Origin of the sequence: Pseudomonas sp. ADAK18 (assembly GCF_012935695.1) — a bacterium.
Taxonomy (GTDB): Bacteria; Pseudomonadota; Gammaproteobacteria; order Pseudomonadales; family Pseudomonadaceae; genus Aquipseudomonas.
Genome location: NZ_CP052859.1, coordinates 344799 through 360244 on the forward strand (window position 1 = coordinate 344799; position 15446 = coordinate 360244).

Consider the following 15446-nt stretch of genomic DNA (forward strand, 5'->3'; position numbering starts at 1 on the left):
TGCTGTAGGGTGGTTCAGCAACTGTCATACATGCTCGTCTTACTTCTCATTCTTATTATAAGCAAGCTGTCCGGCAGCTTGATGTTCTCCAGGCAGTTATAAAAGGGCTCTTAAAGTCCGATCAACTTCAGTGAACGAAGTACTCAGCCTTTTACAGTGAAGTCGACATTGGTCTCTCTACCGATCATTGCTCGACTCATGTGGAGATACCCCCGTGATTACCAGAAGAAAACTTCTTTATTCAGGTGCAGCCTTGACCGGCGCCGGCCTGTTCGCCCCTTTGTGGGCGGGCTCTGCGCTGGCGCAGGATGTTCGCAGCGCAGCCAGTGACGATGTTGAATCCTTCCGTCAGTTATCGATGTTCCTCACCGAACGCCAGACCGTCGATGCCACCTTGTCCCTGCGGATCCTGGCCCAGTGCACGCAGAACGATCCCCAGTTCCCGGACAAGATGAAAGCGCTGTGGAGCAAGGTCGGCCAGCAGCACTTGCGCAGCGTCAGCCAATTGTCCGGCAGCCCGATCTATCGCGATCCAGTGGTTAAAGACACCGTGCAAAAAATCGTTTCGGCCTGGTACCTGGGCTACACCGGCACTCCGGTTTCCTGGCGTGCCACGGACAACACGCGGCTGGTGACCTTTACCGGGGCGTTGGCCTATGAGCCAACCCGTGATGCCACGGTGATCCCGACCTATTCCCGTGGAAAAACCAATTACTGGGTTGATCCTCCGGCCACGCTGGCCAACGACTAAGACAAGGCACCTTTATGAATCAGGATTATGACGCCGATGTCATTGTGGTTGGCTCCGGCGCTTTAGGCAGTAATGCCGCTTTTGAATTGGCCAAACACGGCAAGTCAGTGATTATTCTGGAAGCGGGTGAGCATATTCCCCGCTGGAAGATCGTCGAGAACTTCCGTAATTCGTCAAACAAGAGCAATTACAACTCACCGTATCCCAATGAACCGTGGGCTCATCATTCTTATGATGAGCAATATATTGAGAACACCGGTTCTTTCGAGTTTCGCCCCGGCATGTTGAAACTGGTGGGCGGCACTACCTGGCACTGGGCGGCGGCCTGCTGGCGTTATTTGCCTAACGATATGAAGTTGAAGACGTTGTATGGCGTCGGTCGTGACTGGCCGCTGGAGTACAGCGATCTGGAACCCTATTACGTCAGGGCGGAAATTGCCCTGGGTGTGTGTGGCAGCGACACCCAGGACCAGAGCGGGCAGGGCGGCAGCGCTTTCCCACCGCGCTCGGCTCCTTATCCGATGGCACCGGAAGGCGATACCTACCTGTTCCAGCGGCTGCGAGAGCGAATGGCACCGGCCGGTTATCACTTCATTCATGAGCCCAACGGCCGCGCCACCGAACCGTACGACGGTCGCCCAGCGTGCAGTGGCAATAACAACTGCATGCCGGTGTGCCCCATCGGTGCGATGTACAGCGGCGATGTCCACGCTCGTCATGCTGAACAGGCCGGTGCCAAGCTGCTCACCGACGCCACTGCCTACAAACTGGAAAAGGGTGCGGACGACAAGATCGTCGCGGTCCATTACCGCAGTTCCACCGGTGCCGATGTGCGACTCACGGCCAAGTATTTCGTGGTCGCCGCCCATGGCCTGGAAACCCCCAAGTTGCTGCTGATTTCCGAGGTGGCCAACTCCTCCGATCAGGTCGGGCGCAACCTGATGGACCACACTGGCATGGGCCTGCAGTTTCTCGCCGACGAGCCCTTGTGGCCGGGGCGCGGCGCAGTGCAGCAGGGCGGGATCTTCAACCGCCGCGACGGTGAGTTCCGCAAGGAACGAGCCTCGGTCAAACACTCTATCTCCAACAACGTGCCCAACATTGCCGTGGCCAAACGGCTGATCGCCGAGGGCGTCTACGGCAAGGAACTGGACGAGCGCATCCGCCACGACGCGGCACGCTGGGTCGATGTGTCCACCGTCTACGAAACCCTGCCGCTGCCCACCAACACCGTACGCCCGAGCCGCACCCGCAAGGACGCCCTTGGTATTCCGATGCTGGTGGTCAATTACGAAGTGGGGGATTACGTCAAGGCCGCCAAGGCAGACGTCGATGAAGATTACGCCCACTTTGTGCGCCTGATGGGCGGCACAGTGGTGGAAGACAACACCGGCTACCAGAACCGCGACCACCTGATGGGCACGGTAATCATGGGCACCGATCCCAAGGACTCGGTGGTCAACCACGAGTGCCGCACCCACGACCACGGCAACTTGTTCCTCGCCACCACCGGAGTGATTCCGGCGTCCGGCACCATCAACCCGACCCTCGCGGGTGTGGCGTTGAGTATCCGTATGGCCGACATCATTGCGCGGGAGGTTTAGGTCATGGGATTACTGAAATTTCCATTGCTGGCGCTGTTGGCGGCCTCGCTGCCGGCCTTCGCCAGCGAAGACAATGCGGCGCTGATCGAGCAAGGGGCTTATGTCGCACGGGCTGGGGATTGTGTGGCCTGTCACCGCACCGCTGAAAACGGCGGGCCGGAAATGGCCGGCGGCTATGTGATCGACTCGCCCATGGGCAAGATCATCTCCAGCAATATCACGCCCTCCAAAGCCTATGGCATCGGCGACTACACCGAGCAGCAACTGGCGGATGCCTTGCGTAAGGGCATCAACGCCAAGGGCCAGCACCTGTACCCGGCGATGCCGTATACGTCCTATCAGGGCATGAGCGATCAGGACATCCACGCGCTGTACGTGTACCTGCAACAGGGCGTCAAACCGGTGGACCAGCCGGTGCCGGAAACGAAGTTGGCGTTCCCCTTTAACATCCGCCAATTGATGTTCGGCTGGAATCTGGTGTTCCTCGACAGCCAGGGCTTTGTGCCCAAGCCGGGCGCCAGCGAACAGGTCAACCGTGGCCAATACCTGGTGGACAATCTGGCGCACTGTGGTGCCTGTCATACGCCGCGCAACGTATTGATGGCCGAGGACAACAGCCAGTACCTGGCCGGGGCGAAACTGGGCGGCTGGGTTGCGCCCAACATCACCTCGGACAAGGTCAGCGGCCTGGGAGACTGGAGCGAGGACGACCTGGTCGACTTCCTGAAAAACGGTCACCTCACTGACAAGGCTCAAGCCGCCGGTGGCATGGCCGAGGCGGTGGAAAACAGCTTCCGTCACCTCAGTAACAGTGATCTGCATGCCATGGCTGCGTACCTGCAGAAGGTCCCGCCGATCCGCGATCCGCAGCAGGCCGAGCGGGTGGTGCGTGAGGTCAAGCCGGTGGACATGAGCACCCTGGAAACCGGCCAGGGTGATCAAGCCTCACTGGCCGACGCCAGTGGCACCGATGGCGCGCGCCTCTACAACTCGGCGTGCTCCAGTTGCCATGGTCGCGATGGGCAGGGCACCTCGGATGCGTTTTATCCGTCCCTGAGCCTCAACAGCGCGCTGAACGGCAACCAGGCCAACAACCTGGTGATGGCAATCATTGCCGGGATCGACCGCGAGGGCGCCGATGCGGCTGTCAGCATGCCAGCGTTGGGTGGCGATCTGAATGACGCGCAAATTGCCGCCATTGCCAACTACAGCCTGCAAACCTTCGGTAATCCGGCACTGAGTGTCAGCCCGGCAGACGTGGCCAGTATGCGTCGCGGCGGGGACGCGCCACTGTTGATCACGGCCATGCCGTATCTGCTGTGGGGTGGCGGGTTGTTGGTGTTGCTGCTGATTGTTGTGCTGGTGGTGTGGCGGCGTCGCCGCGCACAGGTGCGGGCGCTGGAGGCCAAGCGCATTGCTTTGAATCGTCGGCTGCATTCAAAGTAACCGCCACAAAAAAGCCCCGCCTTCGTGAGAAGCTCGGGGCTTTTTTATGACTCGAACTTTGCGTAGATACCGTCTTGAACCTCACCCGGCAAGCACACCAGCCCGTAGCAGCTGTTGAGCTTTAGCGAGGCAGCGTCAGGCGCCATGCGGTGCCTGACGCATCGCAACCTAGCGCCTACGCGATGCTGTAGCCGTCAAACGCGGTCTGCTGTTGCAACGCCGTCACGATGCTTTTGCGGGTCAGCGGCTGCTCGTTACCGGCGTTATCCACAAAGGTCTCGACTTCCAGTTCCGCTTCATCACCTTCACCGACAAAGCTGAAGCCGAGGAACTCAAACGCTTCGCGGTCGACATTCGGCTTGGAGCGCGGCGAGCGCATGGGCAGGGTAACGCTGATGCCGTCCTTGCTGATGGCGAACACTTCGACTTCCTTCTTGGCCCGGGCCGCCTTGCCTTTGCCGGCACTCGGGTTGCTGATGGCCTGGTGAGTCTGGTTCAGCACCTTGAGGGCCAGGCCGTAGACCAGCTCCTGGAACTCGGGGTCGTCCTTGAAGCTGGACAGGATGCGGCTGATGGAGAACTTGCTGTTCAGGTCTTCCAGGGCGGCATTGTCGGCGGCTTCGGCGTCCTTGAGCTGCTTGAGCTGGCCCATCAGGTCGTAGGCCTTGTCGTCGTCGAAGGCGTCGTGGGCTTGGCGGATAGCGAGGCGCAGTTCGCGGATCTGGTCGCTTTCCTTGGAGGTGTGGAACGCGTCCAGCACCATTTCACTGATGCTCTTGGCCGCCGGCACGTGTTGTGAAAGGTTGATGGCGTTTTCGTATTCAGCTTTGGACTGCAAGGTGTCTACGGGTTCTTCGATACGGGCATCAGACATTGAAATTTCACTACTTCGTTAAACGGGGAGACGGGAAAAGCGTCGGGCATTTTCAGCGGGGAGACGGATCAGGTCAAGGCAGCACTCTGCCTTCATTGGGTGAGTCATCTTCTTGATCAAGGCGCTTACCCATCTCGAAGGCGCGTATTTCATAGCCCATTTCCTGGTACAGCCGTTGCGCCGGCTCATTGAAGGACCAGACCGTGAGCCGCAAATCCCCAGCCCCCTGTTCGATCGCCCAGCGCTGGGCAATGCCCATCAGTGCCCGGCCAATACCTTGGCCGCGCTGCGCTTCCAGCACGCACACCGAGCCAATCCGGCAGGCGCGCAGCGGTTGCATCAGCGGACTGCTGGGGTCGAAGAGCTGCAAGGTGATGAAGCCGATACCCACGCCATGCTGTTCAGCGATAAAGGCCGCCTGGTGGGTATTGGTCAGGCTGGGCAACCAATGGGATTGGTCGCGACCTACGTGCTCTGTGGCCGCGGTGTAGATATCCGGGCGGGCCTGGTGATGCAGACGGTTCAATGGCTGTCCCAGCTCGCACAGGGTCAGTAGGTCGGCCTCGGTGGCCTGGCGGTACGTCAATCCTTGAGACATGGGCAGTCCTTAATGTGGGAACGGTTGTTATGCCGTCAATCAACGTTGTCGTAAAGAGCGCTGACCCATGTCAATTGGCCGTTGCCGAGAATCCGCTACAACGAAGCCGGGGCTGACCTTGCCCCGGTTATCCGCCTGATGACCTCATAACAACGATTGCAGACCTGCGCCGAGGGGACCACTCCAGGCCAGGTTATTAAAGGAATAATGCGATGGCCCTTTGCCTGTCACGTCTGGCCCTGATGGGGGCGACGCTGTTGTTGGCGCCTCCTCTGCACGCCAACGAACCCGATACCCGCCTGATCGAGCACGGCCAATACGTTGCGCAACTGGGCGACTGCATTGCCTGTCACACCGCCAAGGAGGGCCCGGTGATGGCCGGCGGGCTGGAGCTGAAGACGCCGATGGGCACGATCTTCTCCAGCAACATCACCCCGGACCGTGACAGCGGAATCGGTCAATACAGCTTCAAACAATTCGACCGGGTCATGCGTGAAGGCGTGACGCCGGCGGGGGGCAATCTGTACCCGGCGATGCCGTACCCGTCCTACGCCAAGATGAGCGAAGCCGACATGCGTGCCTTGTTCGCCTACCTGATGCAGGGCGTGGAGCCGGTGCGCCAGGCCAATCTGGAAGCGGACATGGGCTTCCCGTTCAACCAGCGCTGGGGCCTGGCGTTGTGGAATTTTGCGTTTCTCGACAAGCAGCCGTTTGCGCCGGATCCGGCCCGGGATGAAGTGCTCAATCGTGGCGCTTACCTGGTCCAGGGCCTGGGGCATTGCGGCTCGTGCCACACACCACGCGGCATTGCCTTCCAGGAAAAAGCCATGAGCGATGCCGGGCGCGGCGGCCAGCACTACCTGGCCGGGGAAACCGTCGAACATTGGCGTGCGCTGAGCCTGCGCAACCTGTGGACGGTGGAAGACACTGTGCAGTTGCTTAAGACCGGGCAAAACCGATTTGCCACGGTGTCCGGCAACATGGCCGATGTGATTCACCACAGCACCCAACACTTCACCGACGGCGATTTGACCGCCATTGCCACCTACCTGAAATCCTTGCCGGCAGGCAAAGACGACTTGCCGATGCCCGCTGTGGCGCAGGCACCCGCAGCGCTACCCAAGGATTTGTTCACCCGTCGCGGCGGCCTGGGTTACATGCAGTTTTGCAGCGACTGTCACCGCAGCGACGGCGGTGGCGTGAAAGGTCTGTTTCCGCCTCTGGCCGGTAACCCGAGTGTTGCTTCGAACAACCCGACCTCGCTGTTGCACATCACCCTTACCGGTTGGGAAACAGCAGAAACGGCGACCCACCCACGGGTCTACACCATGCCGGGTTTTGCCCGATTGGTTGATCAGGAAATCGCCGAAATTCTCAGTTTTGTCCGCACCAGCTGGGGCAATGAAGGCACACCTGTCAGCGCCGCGCAGGTCAAGAAGCTGCGCGACCAGCTCAACCCGGTCAGCACCGACTCATCGGCCTTTGAAACCCCGCGACTGGCCAACTTGCTCGCGGCACCGAATGCCGACCAAGTAGTGCGCGGTATGCGCCTGCACCTGCAAACCAAAGAACTGCTGCCGGACAACGTCGGCAACTCACTGAACTGCACCAGTTGCCATTTGAACGCGGGTACCGTGGCGGACGGTTCGCCCTTTGTTGGTGTCTCGGCGTTTTTCCCCAGCTATGCGCCGCGTGCGGGCAAGGTGGTGAGCCTGGAGGAGCGGATCAACGGTTGTTTCCGGCGCTCCATGAACGGCAAGCCGTTGCTGCCGCAATCGGCGGACATGCAGGCGATGGTCGCGTATTTCGACTGGATGCAAATGAACACTAAACCCGAAGACAAGGTTGCCGGGCGTGGCGTGGGCAAGATCGATCCAGCGATCAAACCTGACTTGGCCAATGGCAAGCAGGTGTACGCCAAGCAGTGTGCGGTGTGCCACGGCAACAACGGCGAGGGCCTGACCCGTGTCGATGGCAGCCTGGTTTATCCGCCGCTATGGGGCGAACAGTCCTTCAATATCGGCGCTGGCATGGCCCGCACTTACACGGCTGCAGCCTTCGTCAAACGCAACATGCCGATTGGCTTCCACGAGAAATTCCCGTTGGGGCAGGGTGGTTTGTCGGACCAGGAAGCGGTGGACGTCGCGGCTTACTTTTCCGGCCAACCGCGCCCGGACTTCCCGGACAAGGTGAAGGACTGGCCGAACGGCGGCAGGCCGTTGGATGCGCGGTACTAAGCCATATTTGAAGAGCGAACACTGACCTGTGGCGAGGGGACAAGCCCCCTCGCCACAGGTCAGTGTTCGCTCTTAATTGATCGGTATTGGTCACAAAACTAAGACCGCAACCGCTCCTGCACAAAGTCCATCACTTTCAGCGAGCGATAGATGGCATTCGCCGCGACCAGCCCGAACGGCCCGCCATTCCACGGCAGCAGGTAGGGCTTGAATAGCTCATACCTGCGGGTCTCGCCGCAGACGGCTTCGGCGATCACCCTGCCACCGATGGACCCGGTGTTCAGGCCATGCCCGCCAAACGAGGTGCAGGCCCACACGCCCGGTTCCAGCAGTCCCAGGTTGGGCATTTTGTGGGTCGCGTAGCCCATCAGACCGGACCAGGCGAGTTCAATTTTCACCGGGGCCAGTTGTGGGTACACCGCGACCATATCGGCCTTGAGCATGGCTGCCAGGGCTTGTTCGTCCTGTTCGTTGTGGGTGGTGATGCGTCCGCCCCACAGCAGTCGGTCGCCTTCCACGACGCGGTAATAGTCTGAGGCGCGGCGGTCGTCGGAGAAGGCGGCGTTGGAGTCGAGGACGTTTTTGATGCCATCGCCCAAGTGTTCCGTCAGCACCACATAGGTGGCGATGGGCAGGTAGGCGTGGCTGAGTTTTTGCAACTCCGCACCGCCGTAGCCACCGGCGCAAAACACCAGGTCTTTGCAACACACCGTGCCGTCGGCGGTCTGGACAATGCGGTCATTACCATCGCGATGCCAGGCGAGCATTTTCGACTGTTCGAAAATCCGCCCACCAGCGGCTTCGATCGCCTGGGCCAGGCCCAGGCAATAATTCAGTGGGTGGAAATGCAGTGCGTTGGGGTCTTCGATGCCCTGGTAATAACGTTGGGTGTGGGCCCGCTCGCGCACCTGGCGAGTGTCGAGGTAGTTGAGCTCATAGCCGAAGTTCTGGCGCATGCTTTCGATATGGTTTTTCACGCTGGCGCTGTCGTCGTAGCGCTTGACCCGAATCGTGGCGGGTGCGGGATCACAACCGGGGAGCGCCAGATCGGTGATGTTATGCCGCACGATCTCGACGCCTTCGGCCGACAGCTTGAACAAGGCCTGGGCGTGTTCCAGCCCGAGTTTTTTGCGGATGGCGCCTGAACCTTCGGCCCAGCCCGGCGAGACCACCCCACCATTGCGCCCGGAAGCACCCCAGGCAATCTGATGGGCGTCGAGGACGATCACCCGTTTGCCGCGCCGGGTCAGCTCCAGCGCCGCCGTGAGGCCGGCGATACCGGCGCCGATAATGCACACGTCGCAGGTTTCGTCGGTGCTCAGGCTGGGGCGCGGTGTGCGCGGGAGTGAGGTTTGTGAGTACCAGGTGGTGGGCATGGTTATTCCTTCAAATCTCAGTACAGAGGTATCTGCCGCTATTTTCGTGAACACGGATCCCTGTGGCGAGCGGGCTTGCCCGCGTTGGACCGCGAAGCGGTCCCAGTAAGAACAACGCGTTGTTCAGACAGCGTTCCGTGGCAGGTTTCAGGGCTGCTACGCAGCCCAACGCGGGCAAGCCCGCTCGCCACAGGGGGTTCGTCGGCCAATGGTTGTGTGCAGTGCTATTTGACGGTTGAGTAGTCCACGCCATACCACTTGGTCGACAGTTTGGTCAGCGTGCCATCGTCATGCATGGCGCCGACGATTTCGGCGAGTTTGGCCTTGAGTTCCGCGTCGCCTTTGTCGGTGGCAATGGCCAACGGTTCGTAGAACACCACGCCATCGATCGCCTTGAGCGGGTAGTTTTTCTTGATCGCCGCTTCCAGGGTGCTGCGCTGGGTGAGGATCGCGTCCAGGCGCACGCCATCCCCCAGGCGCAGATCATCGAGGGGCGCCAGGGAGCCGGCGTAAGTCTTCAGTTTGCCGGCTTTGACGTCACATGAGGCCGGTGGAATGTCGCTGGTTTCGATGGCCAGGGCCTGATTCAGGCAATCCTCGGAAGTCGTGCCGCCTTCCACGCCAATGGTCTTGCCATTGAGGGCCTGGCGGTCGGTGACGGTGGACGTGTTGTGCACCGCGAACACATAGGGCACGTAGTAGTAAGTGGCCGGGAAATCGAGAATTCGCGCACGGCTTTTAGTCGCCGTCATGGAACCCACGGACATGTCCCAACGCCCATTCCACTTGCCGGCGGTGATCACGTCCCAGTCCGGTGTAATGAACTTGACCTCCACCCCCAATCGCTTGGCGATCTCTTTGGAGACGTCGATGTCGAAGCCGTCGATTTCATTCTTGTCGTTGATAAAGCCCTGGGGCGGCCAGATCGCCGACGTCGCCACGGTCATTTGTTTGCTGCTCTGGATCTTGTCCAGGACGGCACCGGCGTTGGCTGTGCCGACGAACAGCAGTGACAGGGTTGCTGCCAAGGTGATTGCACGTTGTTTACTGAGCATGTCCATCTCCACGTCTGGTTATTGTTATGGGTAAAGCGGCACTCAGTGACCGATGATTTGCGAGAGGAATTTCTGCGCGCGCTCGGTCTGGGGGTTGTTGAAAAACTCGGCGGGGGTGGCTTGTTCGATGACTTGGCCCTGATCCATGAACAGCACACGGTCGGCGACCTTGCTGGCGAACCCCATCTCGTGGGTCACGCAGATCATGGTCATACCGTCGGTGGCCAACTCGCCCATCACTTCCAGCACTTCATGCACCATCTCCGGGTCCAGGGCTGAGGTGGGCTCGTCGAACAGCATGACCTTGGGGTTCATACACAGCGCCCGGGCAATCGCGACTCGCTGTTGTTGGCCGCCCGACAATTGGGAAGGATACTTGTGGGCGTGTTCGGCAATGCGCACGCGTTCGAGGTAAACCTGGGCGCGTTTTTTCGCCTCGGCCGAGGACGCGCCTTGCACCAGTTGCGGGGCCAGGGTCAGGTTGTCCAGGACGCTGAGGTGGGGGAACAGGTTGAAGCTCTGGAACACCATGCCGATTTCCCGGCGCACTGCGCTGACGCTTTCCGCTTCGCTGGTGAGGGTGATGCCGTTGACCTGGATATGGCCCTTCTGAAAGTTTTCCAGGTGATTGATGCAGCGAATCATTGTGGATTTACCCGAGCCCGACGGGCCGCACACCACCAGTATTTCGCCGCTGGCAACGTTCAGGTCGACGTCACGCAGCGCATGGAAATTGCCATACCACTTGTTCAGGCCAGTGATGGCAATCATCGATGGGGCGAGGGTCGCGCGCTCGGTGAGATGAATCTGAGTGGTCATGGTTCAGCCCCTTGCCGTGGATCGGTTGACCCGTTTTTCGATCCGCGCCTGCACCCGTTCGAGAATGAAGGACATCGCCCAGTAAATCATTGCGGCGGTGATCAGCATTTCCAGGTGACGGAAGTCGGCGCGGCCCTGAGTTTTGGCCAGGTACATCAACTCCCAGACACCGATCACCGAGACCAGGGAGCTGTCCTTGAGCATGGCGATGAACTGGTTACCGGTGGGCGGGATGATCACCCGCAAGGCCTGGGGCATGATCACTCGGCTCAAGGTCTTGAACGGGCTGATGCCCAGGGCCCGGGAGGCTTCCCACTGGCCCACTGGAATGCTCTGGATGCCTGCGCGAAAAATCTCGGTCATGTAGGCGCCGTAGCACAGCGACAAGGCGAGGATGCCGGCTGGCACCGCGTCGACCACGTAGCCCAGTTGTGGCAGACCCAGGTAAATCAGGTAGATCTGGATCAGCAATGGCACACCGCGAAAGAACGAGGTGTAGAACGAGGCCAGCGCGTTGGCTACACCGTTGTTCGACAGTTTGGCCACCGCGCCGATGAGCGCCAGGACGAAAGCCAGCACGATGGCGATGGCCGAGATATACAGCGTGGTGGCCGCGCCCTGGATGATCAGGAAGCCCACCTTGTCGAGGATGAAGCTGTAAGAGAGGTTGAAAGTGTCGAAGAACGCCAGGAACAGCATCAGCAGCTCGACCCAGACCACGGTCGTCTGCACCTTGAGCTTCAGGCGCCCCAGAACATGAAAGTTGAGTGTGCCGAGCACGGCAATGCCCAGGCCGATGGCGATGTTGCGCGCCGTCAAACTGTCTGGCGCGTTGCCCAGCAGGGGCTGCAGGGCGTGACTCAGGGCGCTGTTACCCAGGTTCATCAGGTATGCGCCGAGAAATAAAACCACAGCTACGCCGAGCAGGAACCGAGGATCATTGGACTTCTTTTTATAAATTATATTGTCGTGATACATGAATGCCTCTGGCTTGTCAGGGGTACTGATCTCGTCGGGTAGAGGGGATATCGGCCAGTATTGCCGGGCAAAATTGCCCACGACAAGCGACCATAATTCGTTATGTCAGTCCCTGAGGTCATCCTGGGTTTAGCGGTTCAATCCAGTGCAGCCAGGCAGGCTTCAAGAATATCCAGGCCTTCCTCCAGCACAGCGGGCTCGATGGTCAACGGCGCGAGCAGGCGGATGATGTGGCGGGATTTACCGCTGGGCATCAGCAGCAAACCGGCATCCCGCGCCAGGCTCAGCAGTTGGGTCAGTTGTTTGGATGCAGGTGTTCCATCGACGTTGACCAACTCAATGCCGCGCATGGCGCCGACGCCGGTCAAGCGGCCCAGATACGGTGAAAGCTGTTTGGCTCGCCACGACTCGTAGCGGCCAACGATCGCTTCTTCCTGCTGCGTGCCCCAGCTTTGAAGGTGTTCATCCGTCATGACATCAAGGGTAGCCAGCGCCGCCGCGCAGGCTATCGGGTTGCCGGAATAGGTGCCGCCCAGGCCGCCCTTGGGCAAGGTGTCGAGCAACAACTTGCGACCCACCACCGCTCCCAGTGGCACACCGCCGGCAATGCTTTTGCCCAGCAGGATCAGGTCCGGTTCGATGCCCAAGCGTGAGAAGGCAAAGCGCTGGCCGGTGCGGCCGAAACCGGACTGGATTTCATCGGCGATCAGCAGGATCTTTTTGTCATCGCACAATCGCCGTAGGGCTTGTGCGAACTCCACGTCGAGGGCCAGGAAACCGCCTTCGCCCTGTACCGGTTCGATGATGAAGCAGGCAACGTCATCCACATCGATTTCCACGCTGAACAGCCGTTCCATGGCCTTCAACGCCTCGCTGCACGTCACGCCGTTGTCCTTGCTGGGGAAGGGCAGGTGATACACCGGGCCCGGCAGCACACCGACTTTTTGCTTGTAGGGCGCGACCTTGCCGTTGAGGTTCAGCGTGGCCAACGTGCGGCCGTGGAAGGCGCCGTCGAAGGCGATGACTGCGGTGCGGCCGGTGGCGCCACGGACGATTTTCAAGGCGTTTTCCGCCGCCTCCGCGCCGCTGTTGGTGAGCATGCCGCTGACCGGGTAATCCACCGGGATGAAGGCCGTGAGGCGGTCCATCAGCTCGATATAGGGCGCGTGGGGCGCAGCGTTGAAGGCGTAGTGGGTGAGTTTTGTCGCCTGCTCGCGAATCGCCTCGACGATACGTGGGTGACAGTGGCCGAGGTTGAGCACGCCGATGCCGCCGACAAAGTCGATGTAGCGTTTGCCGGTGGTGTCCCAGACTTCAGCGTTTTTGCCGTGGCTGAGGCTGATGGGGTGGACGATGGAAATCGACTGGCTGATGGTTTCGCGGCTCATGGCTCTCGGACTCGCAAGTGGGTACTTCTTTTTATCTAAGCCGTGAGCTGCGCTGCCCCGCAAACGAAATAAAGTCGCCGGGTCATTATTAAAAGTCGGGATGTGCGGTAGCAAGCGGGTTTGCCCGGATACCTGAAGCTTGTTTGTGGCCAAGGTGTAAAGCGGTTGATACTCATCGCTCACTATCAAGCGGCGCGGGTTTGCGGCGCCGAATAATAAGAATCGACAGGGAGTGCCTTGCATGAAGAACGTGAAAACCACTTTGGCCGCATTCAGCGCCGCTGCGTTATTGGGCTTGACCGGGGCCGCCCAAGCAGGCGCGACCCTGGATGCCATCCAGAAGAAAGGCTTTATCCAGTGTGGCGTCAGCGACGGTTTACCTGGCTTCGGCGTGCCGGATGCCAAGGGTAAGATGACCGGTATAGACGTTGACGTCTGCCACGCTGTTGCCGCTGCCGTGTTCGGCGACGCCTCGAAAGTGAAGTTCAGCCAGTTGACCGCCAAGGAGCGTTTCACCGCGTTGCAGTCCGGGGAAATCGACGTGATCTCTCGCAACACTACCTGGACCAGCTCACGGGATGCTGGCATGGGCCTGGTATTCACCGGGATCACCTACTACGACGGCATCGGCTTTCTGGTGAATAACAAGCTGGGGGTGGCCCATGCCAAAGAGCTGGACGGCGCGACCATCTGCATCCAGGCCGGTACCACCACCGAGTTGAACGTTTCCGATTACTTTCGCGCCAACGGCATGAAGTACACACCGATCACCTTCGACACCGCCGATGAAAGCGCCAAGGGCCTGGAGGCCGGCCGTTGCGACGTGCTGACCACCGACCAGTCGGGTCTGTACGCGCAGCGGATCAAGATGGCCCATCCGGACGAGTTCGTGGTGCTGCCGGAAGTGATTTCCAAGGAGCCGTTGGGCCCCTTGGTGCGCAAGGGCGATGAGGAATGGTTCAGCATCGTCAAATGGACCCTGTTCGCCATGCTCAACGCCGAGGAAATGGGCATCACCTCGCAGAACGTTGAAGAGCAGGCCAAGAGCACGAAGAACCCTGATGTCGCCCGCTTGTTGGGTGCCGACGGTGAGTACGGCAAGGATTTGAAGCTGCGCAAGGATTGGGTGGTGCAGATCGTCAAGCAGGTGGGCAATTATGGCGAGGTGTTCGAACGCAACATCGGCCAGGGCAGCGTGCTGAAGATCAAGCGTGGCCTCAATGCCTTGTGGAACAACGGCGGTATTCAATACGCACCACCGGTTCGTTAAACGGTGACAGGAGCGAGTTTGCTCGCTCCTGCATCACTCTGAGACGCCATCCTTGCCCGCCGCCTTGGAGCGATACAGCGCCTGGTCCGCCCGGGCCATCAGGCGGGAGGGCAACTCGTCAGAGAAGCGTTGCACGACTCCCAGGCTCACGGTCACCTTGAAGTCGCCCACGGTCGGCAGCTTCCTCAGTGCCTGGCGCATGCGTTCCGCCAGGGTTTTTGCGGTTTCCAGGGTGCTCTTGGGCAGGACAACCATGAACTCATCACCGCCCCAGCGGGCCAGCAAATCGCCGTGGCGCACGCAGGCTTCAAGGCATTCCACCACCCGCACCAGCGTCTCATCGCCTACCGCATGACCGTGCCGATCGTTGATCGGTTTGAAGTCATCGATATCCATCGCTATCACCGACAGTGGCAGGCGAAACCGCTGCGCGCGTTCGCACTCTTCCAGCAGGACCTTCTCCAGGCGATAGCGATTGGCGACGTGAGTCAGGGCATCGCGCTCGGCGAGGGAGCGGTTTTCGTCCAGTTGCAGTTGAAGTTGCTGATTGACCCGAGAAAGCTCCAGGGTGCGCTCAGCCACCAATGCTTCCAGGGATTTGTTGCGGCGCTCAAGCTGTTCGATGGAGCGTTTACGCACTTGAATATTGCGGTGGGCACCGACCATTCGTGCCACGCTGTCATCGGCATTGCGCGCAATCACGTAGCCTCGGTCTTCGATCCACAGGAAAGTGCCGTCTTTCTTGCGACAACGGTATTCGGCTTGATAGTGGGTAGTGCGGCGGTTGGTGTAATCATCAAACACCTTCATCACCTGGGGATAGTCGTCGGGATGAATGACGTTTTCCCAAGTGAAGACACTGTTTTCCAGGGAGTGCCTGGGGTACCCGAGCATTTCGTACCAGCCCGGGTTGCGATACACAAATCCGGTATTGGCGTTCCAGTCCCAGATGCCATCACTGACCAACTCCATGACGGCATGCAACATGTCGGCATGGAGGTCGGAAAAATCATTGCTCAATGGTCCGGTATCGGCTGTATCGCACATCTG

General features: G+C 59.9%; 13 protein-coding genes. 5 read left to right on the top strand and 8 right to left on the bottom strand.

The features are described from left to right. The first annotated feature begins 214 nt into the window (after nucleotides 1-214). The 3 genes from HKK55_RS01545 to HKK55_RS01555 are packed head-to-tail and all read left to right on the top strand — an operon-like array spanning nucleotide 215 to nucleotide 3801. Nucleotides 215-751 (top strand): sugar dehydrogenase complex small subunit, encoded by a 537-nt coding sequence (locus tag HKK55_RS01545; protein WP_169353051.1) that lies wholly within the window; start codon nucleotides 215-217, stop codon nucleotides 749-751. A gap of 14 nt (nucleotides 752-765) precedes the next feature. Next, nucleotides 766-2355, top strand: coding sequence for a GMC family oxidoreductase (locus HKK55_RS01550; protein ID WP_169353052.1), 1590 nt, complete (start codon nucleotides 766-768; stop codon nucleotides 2353-2355). A 3-nt stretch (nucleotides 2356-2358) separates the two neighbouring features. Beyond that, nucleotides 2359-3801: a cytochrome c gene (locus HKK55_RS01555; RefSeq protein WP_169353053.1), complete on the top strand. Its 1443-nt coding sequence runs from the start codon at nucleotides 2359-2361 to the stop codon at nucleotides 3799-3801. 175 nt (nucleotides 3802-3976) lie between these two features. On the opposite strand, the gene HKK55_RS01560 is transcribed toward HKK55_RS01555, so the two are convergent. After that, nucleotides 3977-4675, bottom strand: coding sequence for a hypothetical protein (locus tag HKK55_RS01560; RefSeq protein WP_169353054.1), 699 nt, complete (start codon nucleotides 4673-4675; stop codon nucleotides 3977-3979). A gap of 73 nt (nucleotides 4676-4748) precedes the next feature. After that, nucleotides 4749-5273: a GNAT family N-acetyltransferase gene (locus HKK55_RS01565; protein WP_169353055.1), complete on the bottom strand. Its 525-nt coding sequence runs from the start codon at nucleotides 5271-5273 to the stop codon at nucleotides 4749-4751. 212 nt (nucleotides 5274-5485) lie between these two features. Between HKK55_RS01565 and HKK55_RS01570 the strand changes: the two genes are divergently transcribed. Further along, a complete protein-coding gene (locus tag HKK55_RS01570; protein WP_169353056.1) occupies nucleotides 5486-7510 on the top strand; it encodes a c-type cytochrome in 2025 nt (674 codons plus the stop codon). A 98-nt stretch (nucleotides 7511-7608) separates the two neighbouring features. Here the strand turns inward: HKK55_RS01570 and HKK55_RS01575 are convergent, their stop codons facing one another. The 5 genes from HKK55_RS01575 to HKK55_RS01595 all read right to left on the bottom strand — a co-directional run bounded on the left by HKK55_RS01575 (nucleotide 7609) and on the right by HKK55_RS01595 (nucleotide 13126). Then, nucleotides 7609-8892 carry an FAD-binding oxidoreductase gene (locus HKK55_RS01575; RefSeq protein WP_169357763.1) on the bottom strand — a complete coding sequence of 428 codons (1284 nt, stop codon included), beginning with the start codon at nucleotides 8890-8892 and terminating at the stop codon, nucleotides 7609-7611. 218 nt (nucleotides 8893-9110) lie between these two features. Continuing rightward, nucleotides 9111-9941 (bottom strand): transporter substrate-binding domain-containing protein, encoded by an 831-nt coding sequence (locus HKK55_RS01580; RefSeq protein WP_178128825.1) that lies wholly within the window; start codon nucleotides 9939-9941, stop codon nucleotides 9111-9113. Between the two features lie 42 nt (nucleotides 9942-9983). Further along, nucleotides 9984-10712, bottom strand: coding sequence for an amino acid ABC transporter ATP-binding protein (locus tag HKK55_RS01585; RefSeq protein ID WP_169357764.1), 729 nt, complete (start codon nucleotides 10710-10712; stop codon nucleotides 9984-9986). Nucleotides 10713-10763: 51 nt separating this feature from the next. Beyond that, nucleotides 10764-11738: an amino acid ABC transporter permease gene (locus HKK55_RS01590; RefSeq protein ID WP_169353058.1), complete on the bottom strand. Its 975-nt coding sequence runs from the start codon at nucleotides 11736-11738 to the stop codon at nucleotides 10764-10766. Nucleotides 11739-11875: 137 nt separating this feature from the next. Then, the gene (locus tag HKK55_RS01595) at nucleotides 11876-13126 is read right to left on the bottom strand and encodes an aspartate aminotransferase family protein (protein WP_169353059.1); all 1251 of its coding nucleotides are present in this window, start codon (nucleotides 13124-13126) and stop codon (nucleotides 11876-11878) included. A 241-nt stretch (nucleotides 13127-13367) separates the two neighbouring features. On the opposite strand from HKK55_RS01595, the gene HKK55_RS01600 reads away from it, so the two are divergent. Next, nucleotides 13368-14396: an amino acid ABC transporter substrate-binding protein gene (locus HKK55_RS01600; RefSeq protein ID WP_169353060.1), complete on the top strand. Its 1029-nt coding sequence runs from the start codon at nucleotides 13368-13370 to the stop codon at nucleotides 14394-14396. Between the two features lie 33 nt (nucleotides 14397-14429). Here the strand turns inward: HKK55_RS01600 and HKK55_RS01605 are convergent, their stop codons facing one another. Further along, nucleotides 14430-15443, bottom strand: coding sequence for a diguanylate cyclase (locus tag HKK55_RS01605; protein WP_169353061.1), 1014 nt, complete (start codon nucleotides 15441-15443; stop codon nucleotides 14430-14432). Nucleotides 15444-15446 lie beyond the last annotated feature (3 nt).

Coding starts and splice junctions, on each gene's coding strand:
- HKK55_RS01580 (WP_178128825.1), bottom strand. CDS start 9,941: ATGCTCAGTAAACAACGTGCAATCACCTTGGCAGCAACCCTGTCACTG.
- HKK55_RS01600 (WP_169353060.1), top strand. CDS start 13,368: ATGAAGAACGTGAAAACCACTTTGGCCGCATTCAGCGCCGCTGCGTTA.
- HKK55_RS01605 (WP_169353061.1), bottom strand. CDS start 15,443: ATGTGCGATACAGCCGATACCGGACCATTGAGCAATGATTTTTCCGAC.
- HKK55_RS01560 (WP_169353054.1), bottom strand. CDS start 4,675: ATGTCTGATGCCCGTATCGAAGAACCCGTAGACACCTTGCAGTCCAAA.
- HKK55_RS01565 (WP_169353055.1), bottom strand. CDS start 5,273: ATGTCTCAAGGATTGACGTACCGCCAGGCCACCGAGGCCGACCTACTG.
- HKK55_RS01570 (WP_169353056.1), top strand. CDS start 5,486: ATGGCCCTTTGCCTGTCACGTCTGGCCCTGATGGGGGCGACGCTGTTG.
- HKK55_RS01555 (WP_169353053.1), top strand. CDS start 2,359: ATGGGATTACTGAAATTTCCATTGCTGGCGCTGTTGGCGGCCTCGCTG.
- HKK55_RS01595 (WP_169353059.1), bottom strand. CDS start 13,126: ATGAGCCGCGAAACCATCAGCCAGTCGATTTCCATCGTCCACCCCATC.
- HKK55_RS01550 (WP_169353052.1), top strand. CDS start 766: ATGAATCAGGATTATGACGCCGATGTCATTGTGGTTGGCTCCGGCGCT.
- HKK55_RS01585 (WP_169357764.1), bottom strand. CDS start 10,712: ATGATTGCCATCACTGGCCTGAACAAGTGGTATGGCAATTTCCATGCG.
- HKK55_RS01590 (WP_169353058.1), bottom strand. CDS start 11,738: ATGTATCACGACAATATAATTTATAAAAAGAAGTCCAATGATCCTCGG.